Here is a 19399-nt window from a genome sequence, read left to right as displayed (position 1 = left end):
CGGTTTCCGTTTTAAAGCGTCAACGATAGCTGCCCACCTTACCCAAGCCCAATATTCAGACTTGTCATAAATATTATTTCGATTATTCTGGAAATATAGAATCAAATGAGAATGACAAATGAATCTGATTGAAGCATCAAATGCCCTGAAAGAGCTCGGTCACCCAACCCGGCTCTCGATTTATCGGGAGCTGGTAAAAGCAGGACATGCTGGATTGCCCGTTGGAGAGCTTCAAAAACAGCTATCCATCCCGGCATCAACCTTAAGTCACCATATAGCAGCTCTGCTTTCCGTGAATTTAGTCAGGCAAGAAAGACAGGGACGGGTACTGAGCTGCCAGCCCTGCTATGAAAGACTTGAGGCGCTGATTGCCTTCCTGACAGAAGAATGCTGTTCAGGTGCTAATGATTGCGCTGTCACTCCTCAAAATCACGGTGATGAAAAATGATAGAAAATCTTCAGAATGTTGATGCAAGCCTGTTCGATACCTCAATCACAGAGGCAAAACTTGGTGTACCTGCCGTTCCCCATCCTCCTCGTATCCTGATGCTGTACGGCTCTGTGCGCGAACGTTCCTACAGCCGACTGGCAACTGAGGAAGCGGCAAGGTTACTGACCGCCATGGGCGCAGAGGTGCGGATCTTCAATCCCTCCGGGTTGCCTCTTCCTGATGATGCGCCTGACTCGCATCCTAAAGTTATGGAACTGCGCGAGCTGGTTCGTTGGTCCGAAGGGATGGTGTGGTGTTCCCCGGAACGCCATGGTGCGATGACCGGCATCATGAAGGCCCAGATTGACTGGATACCCCTTTCGGAAGGCGCTGTTCGCCCTTCTCAGGGTAAGACGCTGGCCGTCATGCAGGTCTGCGGTGGCTCTCAGTCTTTCAATGCCGTAAACCAGATGCGCATTCTTGGCCGCTGGATGCGGATGATCACTATTCCGAATCAATCCTCTGTGGCAAAAGCCTGGCAGGAGTTTGATGAAGATGGGCGAATGAAGCCGTCGTCTTATTACGACCGCATCGTTGATGTAATGGAAGAACTGGTGAAATTTACGCTGCTGACCCGAGGCAACTCCGCTTATCTCGTTGATCGCTACAGCGAACGAAAAGAGTCAGCAGAAGAACTTTCCCGGCGGGTAAATCAGAGCAAAATTTGAGGTCTGGTATGCGTGATGTAACGGCATTCAACAACTGCATGAGCGTGTTCTGGCGGCAACATGAAGCCGAACTCTCTCGCTTTCTGACATCGAAGACAGGTGATAGCGAAAAAGCAGCCGACCTTCTGCAAGAGCTATTCCTGCGTGCCCGCGCGCATTCAGACAGTTTTTGCGAGATGGAAAATCCACGAGCCTGGCTGTATCGGGCGGCGAGGAATCTGCTGATTGATGAGTACCGCAGCACCAGGGAGTTTGTTGAACTGGAAGAAGATGCTCCATTCACAGATGCATCCCCTGATGCAATCTCAACGCTGGATATTTGCCTGCCTGAAACATTGCAGGCTTTACCTGAAGATGAGCGCTGGCTGATTGAAGAGTCCGACCTTAACCGGCGTCCTCAGCAGTCTCTGGCCGATGAACTGGGAATCACGCTTACAGCGTTTAAATCCCGCTTGCTACGGGCCAGAAAGCATCTGAAAGAAGCGATGACAGAACTTTGCCAAATTGAGACGGATGACACTTCTTCCGTCTGCTGCCACAAAAAAATGAATTAATCGCGCATCTTTTTCCCACCCTCTTCGTTTACCTCAGTGTAAAGCCAAATGACTAAACACTGAGGTAAACAGTCCATGTCAAAAATTGAGATCTTTGAAGCAGCAGGCTGCTGCGCAACCAGTAGCGTTGTGGTCAGCGACGAAGCCATCAAATGGAACGCCAGCGCCGAATGGGCGAAAAAGAATGGCGTTGATATTCAGCGCTACAGCCTTGCGAAGAACCCGCAGCAGTTCCTGAATACGCCAGTCATTAAAGAGTTTCTGAACACATCAGGAATGGAATCCCTCCCCGTCACCTTGCTCGACGGCAAAGTCGTGATGGCAGGCAAACTCCCGACGCGTGAAGATATCGCCCGTTGGTCAGGTATTCCGCTTACTCAGGACTGGAGTGAAGACAGCACACAACCACGCTGCTGCAACATTCCACGTATGCCTTAATTCCGGAGGAGCAATCACTGATGAATATGTCATTTTTAAAAGACATTCCCCCGTTCATCTTCTTCACTGGCAAAGGTGGCGTGGGTAAAACATCCCTGGCCTGTGCTACTGCGGTATGGCTGGCCGATCAGGGAAAGAGAACGCTTCTGGTGAGTACCGACCCGGCGTCCAATGTCGGCCAGGTATTTAGCCAGATTATCGGCCATCGAATTACAGATATCAGTACCGTAGAAAATCTTACCGCAATGGAAGTTGATCCGATGGCTGCAGCGCAAGCCTATCGTGACCGTGTGCTCGATCCGGTTCGCGGGCTGATGCCAGCCGATGTGGTCAGCAGCATTGAAGAGCAGCTTTCCGGCTCATGCACCACGGAAATCGCTGCGTTTGATGAGTTTACCGGTCTGCTGACCAACCATGAGCTGCGGGAAAAATATGACCATATTGTATTTGATACCGCGCCAACCGGTCACACCATCCGCATGCTTGAATTGCCGGGAGCCTGGAGCGGTTATCTCGAAGCGAACCCCGATGCCGCCGCTAACCTTGGACCTCTGGTAGGGCTGGAGAAACAGCAGCACCAGTACTCCGATGCGGTTAAAGCGCTGTCTGATGCCGCCCTCACACGCTTAGTGCTGGTTGCCCGCGCCCAGGCTTCAACGCTGAAAGAGGTTTCTCATACGCACGATGAGCTGTCTGCTATCGGTTTGCAGCATCAGCACCTTGCCATCAATGGTGTGCTGCCGCCGTTTGCGGGTGAAAATGATCCACTAGCGCAAAGTATTCTGGCTCGGGAAGAAAAAGCATTACAGGCAATGCCTGATAATCTGGCTAATCTTCCCCGCTCACAGCTGTCTCTGAAGCCATTTAACCTGGTCGGTCTGGAAGCATTGCGGGAATTATTTACCCAGAGCAAAGCCTCACCGGCTCTCCCTGCTACTAGGCTGAATACTCTGGATTTGCCGAGACTATCCTCATTGGTGGATGAGCTCAGCCGGACAGGAAAAGGGCTGGTCATGACGATGGGTAAAGGCGGAGTGGGTAAAACGACCGTTGCGGCATCGGTGGCGGTATCGCTGGCGAAACGTGGCCACAAAGTCCACCTGACCACATCCGACCCGGCAGCACATCTGTCTTACACGCTGGATGGCTCGCTGCCCAATCTTCAGGTCAGCCGTATCGACCCGAAAGTTGAGACAGAGCGTTATCGCCGCTTTGTCCTGGAAAATCAGGGCAAAGGATTAGACGCTGAGGGGCTGGCAGTGCTGGAGGAAGACCTCCGCTCGCCATGCACTGAAGAGATCGCTGTCTTCCAGGCATTCTCGCGGGTAATCAAAGAGGCAGACGACCATTTTGTCATTATGGACACCGCGCCAACGGGCCATACGCTTCTGCTACTGGATGCGACGGGAGCCTACCACCGGGAAATGGTGCGTCAGATGGGGCAAACATATGACCATGTGATGACGCCAATGATGCAATTGCAGGACCCGGAGAAGACAAAGGTGATTATCGTGACGCTTGCCGAAACGACACCTGTACTGGAAGCAGCAAACCTGCAGCAGGATCTGCGTCGCGCTGGCATCGAGCCGTGGGCATGGGTTGTTAATAACAGCCTGGCGGCAGCTGAACCGTCTTCACCTTTCCTGAAGACCAGGGCGAACCGCGAGCTGCCTCTCATCTCTGATGTGGAAGAACAGTATGCAGAACGCATTGCATTAACAGCGCTACAGAGCGAAGAGCCGGTTGGTATTGACCTGCTGGAAGAAATGGCGAAGTAATAATGAAGGGGGCAATTGCCCCCTTCATCTTTATTTCAATCTTTTACCTGCATCATCAACGACTTTTTCACCGTCTTCCTTGGTGAAAGCCGCTTTCTGAGCATCTGGAAGGATATCCAGAACCACCTCCGAAGGACGGCAGAGTTTAGTTCCCAGCGGCGTCACTACGATCGGACGGTTAATCAGAATCGGATGTTGCAGCATAAAGTCGATGAGCTGGTCGTCAGTAAATTTATCTTCTGCAAGACCCAGTTCCTCATACGGCTCGACGTTCTTACGCAGCAAAGCCCGTACCGTGATCCCCATATCGGCAATGAGTTTGATCAGTTCATCGCGCGAAGGTGGAGTCTCAAGGTAAAGAATAACGGTCGGCTCGATACCGCTGTTGCGGATCATCTCCAGCGTATTACGCGACGTGCCGCAGGCTGGGTTGTGATAAATGGTGATGTTGCTCATATCAGTATCTCATTACAAAGTGAAAGAGAGACGTAGCGCCAGCGCGGCCAGCGTTACAAACAGCACAGGCAGGGTCATGACGATCCCGGTGCGGAAGTAGTATCCCCAGGTGATGGTCATATTCTTCTGTGAAAGGACATGCAGCCAGAGCAGCGTTGCCAGGCTACCAATCGGTGTAATTTTCGGCCCCAGATCGCAGCCAATCACGTTGGCATAAATCATCGCCTCTTTGATAACGCCAGTTGCGGTGCTGCCATCAATAGAGAGCGCGCCAACCAGCACGGTAGGCATGTTGTTCATGATGGAAGAGAGAAAAGCCGTCAGGAAGCCAGTACTAAACGTCGCGGCCCAAAGTCCTTTATCTGCCAGCACGTCCAGTACGCCTGAGAGATATTCTGTAAGTCCGGCGTTACGCAGACCATACACCACCAGATACATCCCCAGAGAGAAGATGACGATCTGCCATGGCGCGCCGCGCAGCACCTTACCCGTGTTAATGGCATGGCCTCGTTTCGCTACCGCAAACAGGATGACAGCCCCTACAGCAGCAATCGCGCTGACCGGGATACCCAACGGCTCAAGGACGAAAAAGCCAACCAGAAGAAGGATCAACACTATCCAGCCGGTTCTGAAGGTTGCCAGATCTTTAATCGCTTTCGCCGGTGCTTTCAGAAGAGCCAGGTCGTAAGTCGGCGGAATATCTTTGCGGAAGAACAGATGCAGCATCACCAGCGTGGCGATAATAGCGGCGATATCCACCGGAACCATTACCGACGCATACTCAGTGAAACCCAGCCCGAAAAAGTCGGCAGAAACGATGTTAACCAGGTTCGACACAATTAGCGGCAGACTGGCCGTATCGGCAATAAACCCGGCGGCCATGACAAATGCCAGTGTCGTGCCTTTGCTAAACCCTAATGCCAATAGCATGGCGATGACGATTGGCGTCAGAATCAATGCCGCACCATCGTTGGCAAACAGTGCCGCCACCGCTGCACCGAGCAGAACGATCCAGGTAAATAACAACCGCCCACGACCATTGCCCCAACGTGAAACGTGCAGCGCCGCCCATTCGAAAAAGCCGGATTCATCGAGCAACAGACTGATAATAATCACGGCAATAAAGGTCGCCGTCGCATTCCAGACGATATTCCACACAACAGGGATATCACCAAAATGGACTACGCCAGAGATCAACGCCAGCACTGCGCCAAGCGTCGCACTCCAGCCGATCCCTAATCCCTTCGGCTGCCAGATAACCAAAACGATGGTCAGGACAAAAATAGCGCCTGCCAGTAACATAAATCCTCCAGACAGGACGGCTCTGCCGCCCTGCATATACAAAAAAATTAAACTGCCAGCTCTCTGAGTTTTTCGATGCCAGTGGGTTCAGAAGCCATTACCGGTACTAACGCTATGCGGCTTGCATGCTGGTTCTTCACCGCCTCGATTTGAGGAAGTTCTTGTCGGGCACGCTGGCAAAGCAGTGGTGAATGGGTCTGTGCAATCGAAAGGCTGTTATTGATAATCCAGCCCCAGGGATGAATACCCGCACGCTCAAGATCGGACTGCAGGTTTGCCGCTTCCAGTACCGGTGTGGTTTCAGGCAGCGTGACCAGCAGGACTTTGGTGCGTTCCGGGTCCTGAAGCTGCATCATCGGCGTGGTAAAATGACCTTTATCCCCCATCTTCCTGGCAATCTCACGGTGATAAGCCCCGGTCGCATCAAGCAGTAATAGCGTATGCCCGGTCGGTGCCGTATCCATGACCACAAACCGTTTGCCTGCTTCACGGATGACGCGAGAGAACGCCTGGAACACCGCAATCTCTTCTGTGCAAGGAGAACGTAAATCCTCTTCGAGCAGCCGTTTCCCGGCCTCATCCAGATCCCTGCCTTTCGTCTCAAGAACATGCTGACGATAGCGTTCGGTTTCATCGTGAGGGTTGATTCGGCTGACCTGCAGATTTTTGAGGCTGCCATTGAGCGTTGTACTGAGATGTGCTGCGGGATCGGAGGTGGTGAGATGGACATCAAATCCCATATCCGCCAGCCTGACAGCGATAGCAGCAGCCATCGTGGTTTTACCTACGCCACCTTTGCCCATCAGCATAATCAAACCGTGTTCACTGCGGGCGATATCATCAACCATGGCAGACAGCGACATATTCTCTGGCTTGTTCTGCATGTCCTGAACTGGAAGTGATACTGATTCGGCATATTCGTTTAGCAAGCCTTTCAGCGCGGAGACACCAACCATGTTCAGCGGCTGGAGGTATAAGCTGTCTGTCGGCAACTCAGATAACCCGGAAGGAAGATTTGCCAGCGCCTCTTGCTCCCGTTGCCATATTGCAGCGGCCAGGGCGTCATGTTCAGCTTCGGCTTTAGGCAGCACACCATTAATAACCAGGTACTGGTTTTTCAGGCCAATTGCGGCGAGTTCTTCATGGGTGCGGGCGACTTCCTGCAGCGTAGATTTTTGCAGTCGTGCAACCAGAACCAGGCGGGTACTTTCAGGATCGGATAACGCCTCTACCGCATGAGCATACTGCTCACGCTGCTTTTCCAGCCCGGCCATTGGACCAAGACAGGAAGCACCCTCCGGGTTACTTTCAATAAAGCTGCTCCAGGCACCGGGAAGCTGGAGAAGGCGAATGGTGTGGCCGGTTGGGGCAGTATCAAAAATGATGTGATCAAAGCGGGTCAGTAGAGAAGCGTCGGTCAGTAAGCCAGTAAACTCATCGAACGCCGCAATCTCTGTCGTACAAGCGCCTGAAAGCTGCTCGCTGATACTATTAACGACGTCGTCTGGCAAAAGACCTTTAATGGGGTCCACGATTCTGGCGCGGTATTGCTGGGCAGCGTCCTGTGGGTCGATCTCCAGAGCCGAAAGTCCAGGTACAGCAGTCACGGGCTGGATAGCATTGCCGATAGTCTGATCGAATACCTGACCGACGTTAGAAGCTGGATCGGTACTGACAAGCAGGACGCGCATGCCCTGTTCTGCCAGGCGTATAGCTGTTGCGCAGGAAATTGAGGTTTTACCTACTCCGCCCTTACCAGTGAAAAACAGATAAGGCGGGATATTCTGTAAAAAATTCATATGTCCTCCTGACATACTCAACAACAGGAAGTATTACCACCACAGCAGCTTGCCGGAGCCACGCCCACTTTTTCCAGCGGAATACCAAACCAGCGAGCCAGTTCAGCGCGTTTTGGGTAGCGCCCGGCCATCACCGTTTCACCATCCAGTAACAGCAGCGGAAGCCCTTCGGCTCCAGAAGCTTCAAGGAATGCTTTCGCTTTTTCGTTCTCAACGAAGCTCATCGGTTGTTGTGCCAGGTTGTAACGTTCGATCTGAACGCCACGCCCTTTCAGCCACTGCACATCAGCAGAAAAATCGACCAGAACCTGATCAACATCTGAACCACAAACGCCGGTACTGCAGCACATCGCCGGATCAAACACGGTTAACGTTTTCATCTTTGACACATCACATTCGTAAAATCATATATGTTTAGGCAAATTTTTTAGATACAAACAGCCTTACCGCTGCCAGAGCAGTTGGCTGATGCCAGCTTACGGGCGATGGCCTGTACGTCGTCCTGTTGGCTTAACCAGGCTTGCTCAATCACCTGAGCAGCCCAGGAAGGAATATGCGGGGATAAGCGGTAGTGAACCCACTTGCCCTGTTTGCGATCCAGCAACAGTCCACATTCCCGAAGCATCGCCAGATGGCGGGAGATCTTGGGCTGTGACTGTTCCAGTGCCGTGCAGAGATCGCACACGCACAACTCTCCCATCTCCCTGAGCAGCAGCACGATTCCCAGGCGGGTTTCATCGGAGAGGTTTTTGAAGAGTTGTAATGCTATGATTTTCATCAAATTTAACGAAGCCTTGAAATTGTGTTGCTTAAAGAATAGATGCATTGCATATGGTAAATCATATATTTAGCATCATAGTAGTCCCTTCGTTTAACCAAATCAACTAATAGATCTTCCGCAAAAAATGAGCAAAATTCGGTTGCATAGTTTACGTGATACCTCATCATGAAATAGATTTTTTACTTTAAAGAGGGATTTTAAGTTGGAAATATCATCTCTGAAACTCAAAGGTTTTAGAAACTTTAAAGATGCACACATCAATTTTAACTCAAATACTCTGGTCATCGGTGCCAATGATGTTGGCAAAAGTAATATGTTGCATTCGCTAAGAATGCTATTAGATAAAAGTATATCAGATTCAGAAATTGAACCAAATGAACTTGACTTTCATTTAGAAAATGGAAAGTCATGTGAAGAATTTGAAATTATTATTCATTTTAAAGATATCAATGAAGATGCAGTACTTTCAATTTTGAAAGGGAATGTCAGTGACTCAGGTGAATCGTTCATTAAGTATATTGCACAAAAATCCGATCTCAGCTATAAACTTTTTATTGGTGAGTCTTTAGACTCTTTACAAGAAATCAACTCTCGCTATTATCTTAAATTCGTTAATTTAAAATATATTCAATCACAACGAGATTTAGAGCGATTTATCCGTAAAGAAAAAAGACAACTATTAAAAATCGCACAGCAATCATTGAACTCTGAAGAAAGAGAAGAAGATGACGATTTGTTAGGAGAGATAAGTATAGATTTACAGTCTATTAATGATAAAATATCTCAACTTATATATGTAGAAAGAGCTACAAAAGATGTCAACGATGAGCTAAAAAAACTTGCGCATCATTACTCAGAGTATTCTGTGCAACTAGATACTGGGGCAATTGGAATAAACGACTTTATTGACAACCTACAACTTGGAGCTAATACAAATGGTTCTAATGTTATGCTTGGAGGAGACGGGCGAAACAATCAAATATTATTAGCATTATGGAAAGCGAAAAGTATTAAGGAACATGATATCGAGAACGAGGTTATCTTCTATGTTATCGAAGAACCTGAAGCACACCTACATCCTCACCAACAAAGAAAACTGGCTGATTATTTGATATCAGAACTTCCAGGTCAAACGATCATTTCATCCCACTCACCACAAATAGCTGTAAACTTTGAACCAGGCTCAGTAATAAGGTTGCTTGACCGTGCTGGACACACAGTAGCCGCAAGTAAAGGGTGTTCTAAAGATATTTCAGATGGCTGGGAAGGAATGAGCTATCGGATGAGTATATTGCCAGCAGAATCGTTTTTTTCAAATGGAGTTTTCTTAATCGAAGGACCATCAGAAGTTTTATTTTACCATTCTTTAGCCGAAAATTTAAACATTGATCTTGATTATTTAAATATTTCACTGGTTTCAGTGGACGGAATATCATTTAAAATTTACGTAGCTATACTAGATGCTTTAGAGATCCCATGGGTAATGCGAACGGATAACGATATATCTAAACTTAAAGATCAAGAAAAGTGGCAATATTCAGGTATAAACCGATGTTTAGATATAGTCGGTTTGGAAAAGTTTGAACATAGCGACATACAAATAGTACCTAAAGATACTCTGACCAGCGGTGATTGGCAAACAGTTTCTGAAGAAATAAATAAACGCGGGGTATATTTATCCAAAGTTGATTTAGAAACTGATCTGGTAGGAGAATTAAGCGCACCAATTTTAAACGCTTTAGGTAAGAAAAATGACCAAGGTGCGATAGAGTACTTACAAAAGAAAAAAGCATTAAGAATGCGTGAACTTCTTAAAGATATAAAAACAGACCTTCACAAACTTAATGCCGGTGAATTAGTTAAACCGTTAAACCATCTTGTAAAAATAATTAGAGGTGAATGAAATGAGTACTTTCTCACCAACACCTCAGCAAAAATTAGCCATCGACTACACTGGAAGCATGGTAATAACAGCATGTCCGGGAAGCGGTAAGACCACGGTTATAAAAGAAAAAATCAGAAATATTACCGACTGTCTTCCAGAGCATAAAGGGATCATTGCAATTACATTCACAAAGAAAGCAAGTTCAGAACTGGAACGTAGATGCAAGGCTGAAGGACACAATGTAAAACATAGTTTCTTTGGTACTATTGATAGTTTTTGCTTAAAGGAAATAATTATTCCATTTCTTTCAAGGGTATGGGGAGGAACACCAACAGAATGCAAAGTCTTAAAGAAATTGGAATCTCCATATAACCATTTCATAGAAAGCAATTTTGCTGGCACACCATCAGTTATTAATATCAATGAGGACCCTGGATATAAAAAACTATACGATGAGGGAATACTTTGGATGGGGTCATTCTCGGCCTTAGCATTAAAAATAATTAATGAATCATCTGCTGCGAAGCGGTATATCAAAGCAAGATATAGCCATATATTCATAGATGAGTACCAAGATTCGTCTTTATCTCAGCATGAGCTATTTCTAAAAATAAACGAACTTGGCTTATGCTCCATTGCTGTTGGTGATGTTTGGCAATCAATCTATGAATTTAGAGGAGGGAATTCGGAGCTTCTTTTAGAATTGGTAAGTAATACAGAATGCTTTAAGCATTTTGAGATAAATTTCAACCATAGATGCCACCCATCAATAAGCAATTATGCTTCAAGATTGCTTGAACCATCCTATGTTTTACTACCTGCGGATGAGATAAGAGTATTTAGGAGACGACTTAATGGAAATCTTAAAGATGCTGCTGTTACGATTTCCTCCTGGATTTCAGGATGGCTGAGTAGTGGCGAATGGAAGTTAGAAAAAGCAAATCAAATAGCCATTTTAGCAAGAAAAGAAAAATCACTAACATTATTCTGCTCTGGATTAAACTTAAACTTCAGGCTTTATGTTGACACCCCTCTAGATAAAATTGGTACTGATTGCTCAGATCTATACAAAGATCTGTTAGCATACAAGTACGGCTCTATAAGTACGGCACAAGAGTTTATTAACAAAGTTTTTGATGGGGTTATAGTAGATGATAACACTCTGCTCTTACTAAGAAAAAAAATAAAAACAATTAGAAATGAATTAAAAAATGAAGATTTAATACATAATTTTCACGATATTGCATATATTTTAGGGATAAATTCAACAGAACATACTGATGGGGCTGTAATAAGAACAATCTCAGACGATATTTTAGTCAAACAATTCAAACCATTAGATGATAATGAGATACAAGTAATGACCCTTCATAAATCTAAAGGACTGGAATTCAAATTAGTATTTCACCTAGATTTAGATGAATGGTCTTTCCCATTTAGAGAATATAACAGTGAAGACAGATACACACCTCGATACCCGACGCTTCAACAAGAACTTAACCTCCACTACGTTGGTATAACCAGAGCTGAGAATTGTTGCATCCTTATTAACTCATCCCTCAGAGAAAATGCATCTGGGGACTTTAAAAACACAGATGAATCATATTTCTTCAAATTACCGCAGTTAAATAATCTGTATAGTTGAACTTTGTAATCATTTACATAGGAGGGATAATTCAAAAAAACCTCCTTTAATTTTAACACTCAACACACTAAGTGTAAAAATATGAACACCAATATGCCGATTATTAATTTTCGCAATTGGTTTTATAAGGAGTAACATTCCAGAAGAACGGCTGCTAACTTAGCAGCCTGCAGAATTAAATCTTAAAAAATTTATTATCTTGAGATAATTCAAGAATAATATAACGATTATATTTCTGGTAATCTTCTTTTATTAATTTATCAGACAGCATAGATACTATATGTTGCCCTGACAATTTAATCGACTCATCAAAAATTTTGCGAACGTGTTGAATATCGATTTCATCAATAGAATCGTGTAGTACAAAATTAGGTCTCAAAGCTTTTTTATCACAAACGGTCTTGATATATGCTAGATCGAAAGTAACAACCTCAAGTCTCTTTAACCCACCTTCGTTATTTGACTCCACATCATCTACATGTGGGGTACATTCGCCCTTTTCTTGATCTAAATTGAGACTGAATTTGTACTCAACACCATAAAAACCACGAGTGTATTCTTTGAAATTATCTATGAATTTATCTTCGAAAGAGGTTACGCTAGTAAGTTCAGCTTCCAGCTGCCCTGATAATTCAGTTAAGCTTTGCCTTTCTATAGCCAACTTTGAATCAATATCATCTTTTTTGTCAATTATGGCTGTCAGCTTGGCTAATTCTTTATCTAGTTTACCGATTTCCTTCATTGCATCAGAAATCTCTTCTATTTTCTTTTTAGATTTAAGCTCGTCGAAAAGACTCTGCTTCTGATTTTTTAACTGACCGAACTTAACCGTTGCTTTTTCATGTTCAGCTTGAAGCTTATCCAACCCATGAGAAACAAATTCACGCTTAGTACTTAGAAGATGTGCGTGGAACGCAAGTGCTTGCTGGTAATCCTGAAGGGTAGACTCTATCTTAACTGATGCGTATTCATAAATTGCCTGTAATTCATCTAACAAATGAACTTGTTCATTACTCTTAAGTATTTCATTAGTTTCTAAGATGTTTTTTATCTTTAAATCTAACGACAATATTTCATCAGACAAGGCATTCTGCTCATCATCTACCCTATTAATTTTAGAGACTATTTCTAGCTTATCGATTCCTTTTTCAGACGATAAAAGAGACCTCTCCAACTTAGAAATTTCTCGTCTCATATGGGTTATCGAACTAACAATCTTATCTTGAGAAATAACACTATTAAACGCTTTTAGGTTTCTTTCATAACCTTTTATAGCAGTCTTTAGTTTATGTATTTTGGTAAGTATTTCAGTGTCATTAAAGTTAAACAAATATAAAAAAACAGTACTAACATCTGACTTTGAAACGTTCCTGCCATTGTCAAAGTTAACTGTTTTTGTCATACGGTGTTGCGTTGTTCTAAAGAATTTTGGAGCGAGTTTTCTAAGCGTTGGTTTAGCAGAGCTAACATTAAAAACACTACCCATGATATGATGGATATATTCTTTACTTGTTACTTCTCTCCCATTTAAAATATAACTTTGCAAGTCTACATTAGTAGAGAGCCTACGCTTAATAATACTATACTGGTTGTCTAAACCTAAATATTCTAATGATACGTGCACTTCATTTCTAGTGAAAAGTTGTTCAATTTCTTTTTTAGGTGTTTGAAACTCTTCATCAATATAGATAGGTTTAATTGAGCCATCAAACAAATAGTCCAGAACCCTTCCCAACGTAGATTTACCAACACTATTACCTGGGTCATCAGACTCCTTTTTACTTGTTATTATATTTAAATTCTCGAAAAACGGTATCGAGCGTATTTCTTTTCCATCTATCTCCAATAAAAACCTAAGCAACTTCATTAATAAAAACCTCGTTCCGATCGTAGCTAATAGCTGAAATTATATACAGCCAGTCCAGCGCTAAAATTATATGGTCTACAGAAACAGAAAGCTCTTTTTCCCCAGTTTTCATTAGTTGAGTGATCTTTATACGCCCTCTTTTGCACTCTTGTAGCTGCTTCAAAATGAATCCACCGATGTAGAGCACGTTCATCTCTGGATGAGATCCTTTAGTTGGTAGCATTATTTGGATTCTCCAAGACACAGCACTCTACAAAGGCATGCGCAACGACAACATTTAAGCCAATTTCCACTTGCTCTTTGTATTGAGTGACATTTGCTGAACTATAAACGAATTTCCTCAGTTGTTTAATTACATCACTGATTATGTCGTCAGCATGCTGTCGTACTTTTGTTATGTCTGGTTCAAAAGAATCGATCTCATACTTATCTAATGAATTACAGTACATTCCATTTAATAACTCCATAGCTGATTGTTTACCATTTATTATATTTTGTTCTGCAAGAGTGTAGGCTCTTTCAATATGAGAGGAGTAAGATTTGTATTGCAAGACTATACGGCGCTTGCTATTAAGCATATTATGTTCTATTTTGTTAGCAACATTAGCAGGGAAAGAACGATCACTGCGGTCGATATTAACTTTAGCTGATGCAATATCTCCAATTATAACATTGATAATAGAATCAACATTATTTTCTGGAGCTTCCACATTGTAGAAGTCACCTTCAATGTTATGAATGTCAAATCTTGTTTCATACATAGGTAAGCCCAGAAAAATTATTTGTTGTAAATAAAGTCGCCTTTAATTACACCTTGGTTAAAGTTATTTTTTCCGTGTTGATGCACTTCTTGATAATTATCATGAATATCATTTTTTTCGGTATTTATTATTTTCTGTTGCAGAATTGTATTCTGAACATTTAATTCATTGTTAGATATTTCTAGAGTCTCAACTTTCTGTTTAAGAGTATTATTTTGAAATTTTAGGTCACTATGTGTAATGTGTAGGTCCCTGAATTTCTGTTCAATCTTGGTCACGTTGCTTTTTTGTACAAAGGCATATATGCAACTGGCAACGGTACAGATCCAAGCGATAGCTACGAAAGGTTCGCTGCCAAAGAGTTTCCAAAATTCTTGCATTTCTTATCTCGACGTCTATACATGTGAACATACATTGTACAATTCACACACATAGTGTGCCACTAAAAGGTGCATAACTTACTCATAATTATAAAAGAGTTCGTCTGAATTGCTCAGCGGATAAGTGTTCCATCTTGCCCTCGTACAGAGTAAGACATTGAAGATGTTTTCTCTTTCTGCCCACGCTGCATCTGGCCTCTGATATGTCGCCCTTACACAACCAGCCATAGTCAGTAAACTCTTAGTTTAGCGGTAACCTGTCCCACATTAATTAATACAATGTGGTATGGGTAACCTTCGCTTCTGGTACTAAGCAGTACCGTAATACGCAGATCTAATCTTTCTGAAGCAAGAGTAAATGCAACTCAGTAAAAAAAAGAAATTTTCTGTTATTGAACCCCTCCGTTTAGAGGAGTTCAGCTTGTGTTTTCATTCTATCTAACGAATAAGTAGCTAAGTTTGTAGGTGAAATTATGATGCTATGATTAGATTAAATTTACCAATGTTATCAATGTAATCCGCATACCACTGCATCATCTCCCTCCGCCCTTCCAGATACAACGCATGGTTGTACGTCCCACGAATCGCATTCTTATCGACATGCGCAAGCTGGGTTTCAATCCATGCCGTATTGAACCCTTCCTCGTGCAAAATCGTACTCATCGTGTGACGGAAACCATGCCCCGTTACCTTCCCCGTATATCCAATCCGCTTAAACACCTGATTAATACTCGCTTCACTCATCGTCTTGCGGGGATCATTACGTCCAGGGAACACCAGTGGATATTGCCCGGACATTACTTTGAGCTGCTGTACGATTTCCAGCGCTTGGGTAGAGAGGGGGACAAGGTGAGGCCGTTTCATCTTCATTCGGTCGGCAGGAATTTCCCACACTGCTTTCTCAAGATCAAATTCACTCCAGAAAGCACCTCGGAGCTCACCAGTACGAACTCCCGTAAGGATCAGCAAACGAGCGGCAAGAACAACTAACGGGCTTCCTGTGTAGCCTGCGAGAGCTTTAAAAAAGTCTGGTAACTCCTCAACTGTAAGGAAGGGATAATGCTTCGATTCATGTCCTGACATCGCGCTGGTTAGATCCGCCGCAGGATTGTATTCCGCACGGCCAGTAACGATGGCGTAACGAAAGACTTCGCTGCAGCGCTGGCGAACCTTCTTAGCCTTCTCTGTCGCGCCACGGCTTTCCATTCGACGCAGCACATTCAGCAGAACCAAAGGCTTGATGTTATTCACCGGCAGTTGGCCGATATAGGGGAAAATATCTTTATTGAAAGCTTCGATAATGTCGGAGGCATAGCCTTCTGACCACCGGCTCACCTTCGTTCCGTGCCATTCAAGCGCCACTGCCTGAAACGTATTATTGAGCTGCACATCGCGAACCAGCTTTTCTTCTTTCTTGGCAAACGATGGATCGATACCCTCGGCCAGCTTTTTCTTGGCTTCATCACGCAGTGCCCTCGCTTGTGCAAGAGACACTGCCGGATAGACCCCAAAAGCCATACGCTTCTCTTTTCCATTGAAGCGATATTTCATTCGCCAGTATCGAGAACCAGAGGGAACGACTTCAAGATACAAACCAGCGCCATCAGCCAGCTTGTAGGCTTTCTCTCTGGGTTTAGCAGCATCTACCTGTCGTGCATTAAGCTTCATTGGGGGCATCTCCCTGGACCGAACACAGAATGCCCCCACTTATGCCCCCAACTGTGACTTGATTCCGGTTGAGTCCTGTTGATAACAGGAGATAAAATACGGGCCAGAAACCGCAGTATACGGGCTTTAAGTTGATTTCGGTAGACTTGGGAAGAGTTTGAAATGGTGCCGATAATAGGAGTCGAACCTACGACCTTCGCATTACGAATGCGCTGCTCTACCAACTGAGCTATATCGGCCCTGAAAAGGACATGTTCACGAGTGCGAATCACGGTGGACAAGGTTAAAACTAACCGGGCGATGCGTCAATGGCCTTGAGAATCAAATGGCTACTTTTGCATCACCCGGCTTTAATTAGGCACGAATGGTATCGTCACCGAAGCCAACCCACTTGTAGGTGGTCAGCGCTTCGAGGCCCATTGGGCCGCGCGCGTGCAGTTTTTGCGTGCTGACGGCCACTTCTGCGCCCAGGCCGAACTGGCCGCCGTCAGTGAAGCGCGTGGAGGCGTTCACGTAGACTGCCGAGGAGTCGACCTCGTTGACGAAGCGGTTGGCGTTGCTCAGGGTGCGCGTCAGGATGGCGTCGGAGTGCTGGGTACCGTGCTCGCGGATGTGGGCGATAGCGTCGTCCAGACCAGCCACTACCTTCACGTTAAGATCCAGCGACAGGAATTCGTTATCGAACTCTTCCGCTTTCACCGCCACAACCTGCGCCGGGCCCGCTTTTAACAGCGCCATGGCGTTGTCTGCCGCGTGCAGCGTCACGCCGCTCTGCGCCATCTGCTTGCTCAGCGCGGGCAGGAAACGTTCCGCGATATTCTGATGCACCAGCAGTGTTTCCACCGTGTTACAGGTGCTTGGGCGCTGGGTTTTGGCGTTGACGATGATTTTCAGCGCCGGTTCAATTTCAGCCGTGTCATCCACATAGATATGACACACGCCAATCCCGCCGGTGATCACCGGGATCGTCGATTGTTCGCGGCACAGTTTATGCAGCCCTGCGCCGCCGCGTGGGATCAGCATGTCGATGTATTTATCCATGCGCAGCATTTCGCTGACCAGCGCGCGGTCCGGGTTGTCGATCGCCTGAACGGCGCCCGCTGGTAAGCCGCACTCCTGCAACGCTTTTTGGATGACCTTCACCGTGGCGGCGTTGGTGCGATGTGTCTCTTTCCCGCCACGCAGGATCGCCGCGTTGCCGGTTTTCAGGCACAGGCTGGCGACGTCAACGGTGACGTTCGGGCGCGCTTCATAAATCACGCCAATCACGCCGAGCGGGACGCGTCGACGTTCAATGCGCAGGCCGCTGTCGAGCAGCCCACCGTCAATCACCTGCCCTACCGGATCGGCGAGCGTGCAAACCTGGCGCACATCGCTGGCGATGGCGGAGAGACGCGCCGGGGTGAGCGCCAGCCTGTCGAGCATCGCCTCGCTCAGGCCGTTGGCGCGCGCGTCAGCCAGATCCTGCTGGTTAGCGTCGAGGATCTCTGCGCTGAATGTTTCCAGATAATCAGCAATTTTTTCCAGAGCCTGATTCTTTTCACGGCTCGATAGCTGCGCCAGCTTATAAGAAGCCTGTTTGGCAGCAATGCCCATTTGTTCGAGCATGGTGAACTCCTTAGCGGGTGATCATATCGTCACGATGGACGGCAACCGGGCCGTACTCATAGCCGAGAATAGCATCGATTTGCTGTGAGTGGTGTCCGGCAATAAGGCGCAGCGCATCGCTGTTATAACGGCTAACGCCGTGCGCGATATCCCGCCCTTCAAGGCTGCGGATGCGGATCACTTCACCACGGGAGAAATTACCCGTCACGTTTTTAATGCCTTTTGGAAGTAATGAACTTCCGCGTTCCAGAATAGCGGAGGTTGCGCCTTCATCGACGGTAATTTCACCTGCGGGCGGTGCGCCGAAGATCCAGCGTTTACGGTTCTCCAGCGGCGTGTCCTGCGCGTGGAAGCGCGTACCGACGGAGACTTCCGCCATCACGTCGCCAATCACACCCTGGCGGCTGCCTGCGGCGATAATGGTTTCAATACCGGCGCGGCAGGCGACATCGGCAGCCTGCAATTTGGTGCCCATTCCGCCTGTGCCGAGGCCAGAGACGCTGTCGCCCGCAACGGCGCGCAGCGCATCATCAATGCCGTGTACATCGGTAATCAGTTTGGCATCCGGATTGCTGCGCGGGTCGGCGGTGAAGAGGCCCTGTTGATCGGTCAGCAGCAGCAGTTTGTCGGCACCGGCCAGAATCGCCGCCAGCGCAGACAGGTTGTCGTTATCGCCGACTTTAATTTCAGCGGTGGCGACCGCGTCGTTCTCGTTAATCACCGGCACGATATTGTTATCGAGCAGCGCGCGCAGGGTATCGCGCGCGTTGAGAAAACGTTCTCTGTCTTCCATATCCGCACGGGTCAGCAGCATCTGCCCGACGTGAATACCGTAAATAGAGAACAGTTGTTCCCACAGCTGAATGAGGCGGCTCTGGCCGACAGCGGCCAGCAGTTGTTTCGAAGCGATAGTCGCGGGCAGTTCAGGGTAACCCAGATGCTCACGCCCGGCGGCAATTGCTCCTGACGTTACAATGACAATTCGATGCCCGGCCGCGTGAAGCTGAGCACACTGGCGAACCAGTTCAACGATATGCGCGCGATTCAGGCGGCGCGATCCGCCCGTTAAAACACTGGTGCCCAGTTTGACCACCAGCGTCTGACTATCACTCATGATTCTCTGCCGTTAAAAGTGAAAAAATGAAACCAGGTTCACGTTTTATCAGGAGTCAGCCCGCTTGCCAACAGGCAGCGCGGAAAGCGAGGGATTTTATTGCGCGCGATCAGTAAGCTTAACCGCACGTTTTGACGCTTTTATGACAAATCTAATTAACGGCACTTTTTTAATATAATTCTGACATTCTCCTGACATTGTCATA

Annotated in this window: 19 protein-coding genes and 1 tRNA gene; 7 read left to right on the top strand and 13 right to left on the bottom strand. The window is 46.4% G+C overall.

The window, feature by feature from the left end:
• Positions 1-118: 118 nt before the first annotated feature.
• The 5 genes from ACWWFX_RS20040 (at position 119) to arsA (ACWWFX_RS20020) (ending at position 3928) form a co-directional block, all read left to right on the top strand.
• Positions 119-448 carry an ArsR/SmtB family transcription factor gene (locus tag ACWWFX_RS20040; protein ID WP_456147213.1) on the top strand — a complete coding sequence of 110 codons (330 nt, stop codon included), beginning with the start codon at positions 119-121 and terminating at the stop codon, positions 446-448.
• Positions 445-1158 (top strand): arsenical resistance protein ArsH, encoded by a 714-nt coding sequence (gene arsH / locus ACWWFX_RS20035; RefSeq protein WP_473224611.1) that lies wholly within the window; start codon positions 445-447, stop codon positions 1156-1158. Before ACWWFX_RS20040 ends, arsH begins: the two co-directional genes overlap by 4 nt.
• A gap of 8 nt (positions 1159-1166) precedes the next feature.
• Positions 1167-1712 (top strand): sigma-70 family RNA polymerase sigma factor, encoded by a 546-nt coding sequence (locus ACWWFX_RS20030; RefSeq protein WP_473224610.1) that lies wholly within the window; start codon positions 1167-1169, stop codon positions 1710-1712.
• A 75-nt stretch (positions 1713-1787) separates the two neighbouring features.
• A complete protein-coding gene (locus tag ACWWFX_RS20025; RefSeq protein ID WP_473224609.1) occupies positions 1788-2150 on the top strand; it encodes an arsenic metallochaperone ArsD family protein in 363 nt (120 codons plus the stop codon).
• Between the two features lie 20 nt (positions 2151-2170).
• Positions 2171-3928, top strand: a complete 1758-nt coding sequence (gene arsA, locus ACWWFX_RS20020; protein WP_473224608.1) for an arsenical pump-driving ATPase — start codon at positions 2171-2173, stop codon at positions 3926-3928.
• 30 nt (positions 3929-3958) lie between these two features.
• On the opposite strand, the gene arsC is transcribed toward arsA (ACWWFX_RS20020), so the two are convergent.
• Genes arsC through arsR form a run of 5 tightly spaced genes read right to left on the bottom strand, consistent with a single transcriptional unit; the run spans position 3959 to position 8263 of the window.
• The gene (gene arsC, locus ACWWFX_RS20015) at positions 3959-4384 is read right to left on the bottom strand and encodes a glutaredoxin-dependent arsenate reductase (RefSeq protein ID WP_473224607.1); all 426 of its coding nucleotides are present in this window, start codon (positions 4382-4384) and stop codon (positions 3959-3961) included.
• A gap of 12 nt (positions 4385-4396) precedes the next feature.
• Positions 4397-5686, bottom strand: coding sequence for an arsenite efflux transporter membrane subunit ArsB (gene arsB, locus ACWWFX_RS20010; protein ID WP_473224606.1), 1290 nt, complete (start codon positions 5684-5686; stop codon positions 4397-4399).
• A 47-nt stretch (positions 5687-5733) separates the two neighbouring features.
• Complete coding sequence (gene arsA / locus ACWWFX_RS20005; RefSeq protein ID WP_473224605.1) at positions 5734-7485, bottom strand: arsenite efflux transporter ATPase subunit ArsA; 1752 nt, start codon at positions 7483-7485, stop codon at positions 5734-5736.
• A 17-nt stretch (positions 7486-7502) separates the two neighbouring features.
• Complete coding sequence (gene arsD, locus ACWWFX_RS20000) at positions 7503-7865, bottom strand: arsenite efflux transporter metallochaperone ArsD (protein ID WP_473224604.1); 363 nt, start codon at positions 7863-7865, stop codon at positions 7503-7505.
• A gap of 47 nt (positions 7866-7912) precedes the next feature.
• Positions 7913-8263 (bottom strand): As(III)-sensing metalloregulatory transcriptional repressor ArsR, encoded by a 351-nt coding sequence (gene arsR, locus ACWWFX_RS19995; protein ID WP_473224603.1) that lies wholly within the window; start codon positions 8261-8263, stop codon positions 7913-7915.
• Positions 8264-8468: 205 nt separating this feature from the next.
• Between arsR and ACWWFX_RS19990 the strand changes: the two genes are divergently transcribed.
• Positions 8469-10169, top strand: coding sequence for an ATP-dependent nuclease (locus tag ACWWFX_RS19990; RefSeq protein ID WP_473224602.1), 1701 nt, complete (start codon positions 8469-8471; stop codon positions 10167-10169).
• Between the two features lies 1 nt (position 10170).
• A complete protein-coding gene (locus tag ACWWFX_RS19985) occupies positions 10171-11796 on the top strand; it encodes a UvrD-helicase domain-containing protein (protein ID WP_473224601.1) in 1626 nt (541 codons plus the stop codon).
• Positions 11797-11971: 175 nt separating this feature from the next.
• Here the strand turns inward: ACWWFX_RS19985 and ACWWFX_RS19980 are convergent, their stop codons facing one another.
• From ACWWFX_RS19980 to proB, 8 genes are all read right to left on the bottom strand, one after another.
• Positions 11972-13663 (bottom strand): DUF2326 domain-containing protein, encoded by a 1692-nt coding sequence (locus ACWWFX_RS19980; RefSeq protein ID WP_096164794.1) that lies wholly within the window; start codon positions 13661-13663, stop codon positions 11972-11974.
• Positions 13650-13856: an ABC-three component system middle component 6 gene (locus ACWWFX_RS19975; RefSeq protein WP_201792913.1), complete on the bottom strand. Its 207-nt coding sequence runs from the start codon at positions 13854-13856 to the stop codon at positions 13650-13652. The genes ACWWFX_RS19980 and ACWWFX_RS19975 overlap by 14 nt, the downstream gene beginning before the upstream one ends.
• Positions 13857-13872: 16 nt before the next feature.
• Positions 13873-14424 (bottom strand): ABC-three component system protein, encoded by a 552-nt coding sequence (locus ACWWFX_RS19970; RefSeq protein WP_473224600.1) that lies wholly within the window; start codon positions 14422-14424, stop codon positions 13873-13875.
• 17 nt (positions 14425-14441) lie between these two features.
• Positions 14442-14804 (bottom strand): hypothetical protein, encoded by a 363-nt coding sequence (locus ACWWFX_RS19965; protein WP_039556197.1) that lies wholly within the window; start codon positions 14802-14804, stop codon positions 14442-14444.
• A 471-nt stretch (positions 14805-15275) separates the two neighbouring features.
• A complete protein-coding gene (locus tag ACWWFX_RS19960) occupies positions 15276-16472 on the bottom strand; it encodes a tyrosine-type recombinase/integrase (protein ID WP_473224599.1) in 1197 nt (398 codons plus the stop codon).
• A gap of 163 nt (positions 16473-16635) precedes the next feature.
• Positions 16636-16711, bottom strand: a tRNA-Thr gene (locus ACWWFX_RS19955).
• Positions 16712-16826: 115 nt separating this feature from the next.
• Entirely contained in the window at positions 16827-18080 is a 1254-nt protein-coding gene (gene proA, locus ACWWFX_RS19950) for a glutamate-5-semialdehyde dehydrogenase (protein ID WP_473224598.1), read from the bottom strand.
• Between the two features lie 10 nt (positions 18081-18090).
• Positions 18091-19194 carry a glutamate 5-kinase gene (gene proB / locus ACWWFX_RS19945; protein ID WP_107193098.1) on the bottom strand — a complete coding sequence of 368 codons (1104 nt, stop codon included), beginning with the start codon at positions 19192-19194 and terminating at the stop codon, positions 18091-18093.
• Positions 19195-19399 lie beyond the last annotated feature (205 nt).

The organism is Pseudocitrobacter sp. 2023LY-00077, assembly GCF_055796175.1.
The sequence above is the reverse complement of the archived record's forward strand: the minus strand, read 5'-3'. Positions and strand labels throughout refer to the sequence as shown.

Coding starts and splice junctions, on each gene's coding strand:
- ACWWFX_RS20040 (WP_456147213.1), top strand. CDS start 119: ATGAATCTGATTGAAGCATCAAATGCCCTGAAAGAGCTCGGTCACCCA.
- arsH (WP_473224611.1), top strand. CDS start 445: ATGATAGAAAATCTTCAGAATGTTGATGCAAGCCTGTTCGATACCTCA.
- ACWWFX_RS20030 (WP_473224610.1), top strand. CDS start 1,167: ATGCGTGATGTAACGGCATTCAACAACTGCATGAGCGTGTTCTGGCGG.
- ACWWFX_RS20025 (WP_473224609.1), top strand. CDS start 1,788: ATGTCAAAAATTGAGATCTTTGAAGCAGCAGGCTGCTGCGCAACCAGT.
- arsA (WP_473224608.1), top strand. CDS start 2,171: ATGAATATGTCATTTTTAAAAGACATTCCCCCGTTCATCTTCTTCACT.
- arsC (WP_473224607.1), bottom strand. CDS start 4,384: ATGAGCAACATCACCATTTATCACAACCCAGCCTGCGGCACGTCGCGT.
- arsB (WP_473224606.1), bottom strand. CDS start 5,686: ATGTTACTGGCAGGCGCTATTTTTGTCCTGACCATCGTTTTGGTTATC.
- arsA (WP_473224605.1), bottom strand. CDS start 7,485: ATGAATTTTTTACAGAATATCCCGCCTTATCTGTTTTTCACTGGTAAG.
- arsD (WP_473224604.1), bottom strand. CDS start 7,865: ATGAAAACGTTAACCGTGTTTGATCCGGCGATGTGCTGCAGTACCGGC.
- arsR (WP_473224603.1), bottom strand. CDS start 8,263: ATGAAAATCATAGCATTACAACTCTTCAAAAACCTCTCCGATGAAACC.
- ACWWFX_RS19985 (WP_473224601.1), top strand. CDS start 10,171: ATGAGTACTTTCTCACCAACACCTCAGCAAAAATTAGCCATCGACTAC.
- ACWWFX_RS19980 (WP_096164794.1), bottom strand. CDS start 13,663: ATGAAGTTGCTTAGGTTTTTATTGGAGATAGATGGAAAAGAAATACGC.
- ACWWFX_RS19975 (WP_201792913.1), bottom strand. CDS start 13,856: ATGAACGTGCTCTACATCGGTGGATTCATTTTGAAGCAGCTACAAGAG.
- ACWWFX_RS19970 (WP_473224600.1), bottom strand. CDS start 14,424: ATGTATGAAACAAGATTTGACATTCATAACATTGAAGGTGACTTCTAC.
- ACWWFX_RS19965 (WP_039556197.1), bottom strand. CDS start 14,804: ATGCAAGAATTTTGGAAACTCTTTGGCAGCGAACCTTTCGTAGCTATC.
- ACWWFX_RS19960 (WP_473224599.1), bottom strand. CDS start 16,472: ATGAAGCTTAATGCACGACAGGTAGATGCTGCTAAACCCAGAGAGAAA.
- proA (WP_473224598.1), bottom strand. CDS start 18,080: ATGCTCGAACAAATGGGCATTGCTGCCAAACAGGCTTCTTATAAGCTG.
- proB (WP_107193098.1), bottom strand. CDS start 19,194: ATGAGTGATAGTCAGACGCTGGTGGTCAAACTGGGCACCAGTGTTTTA.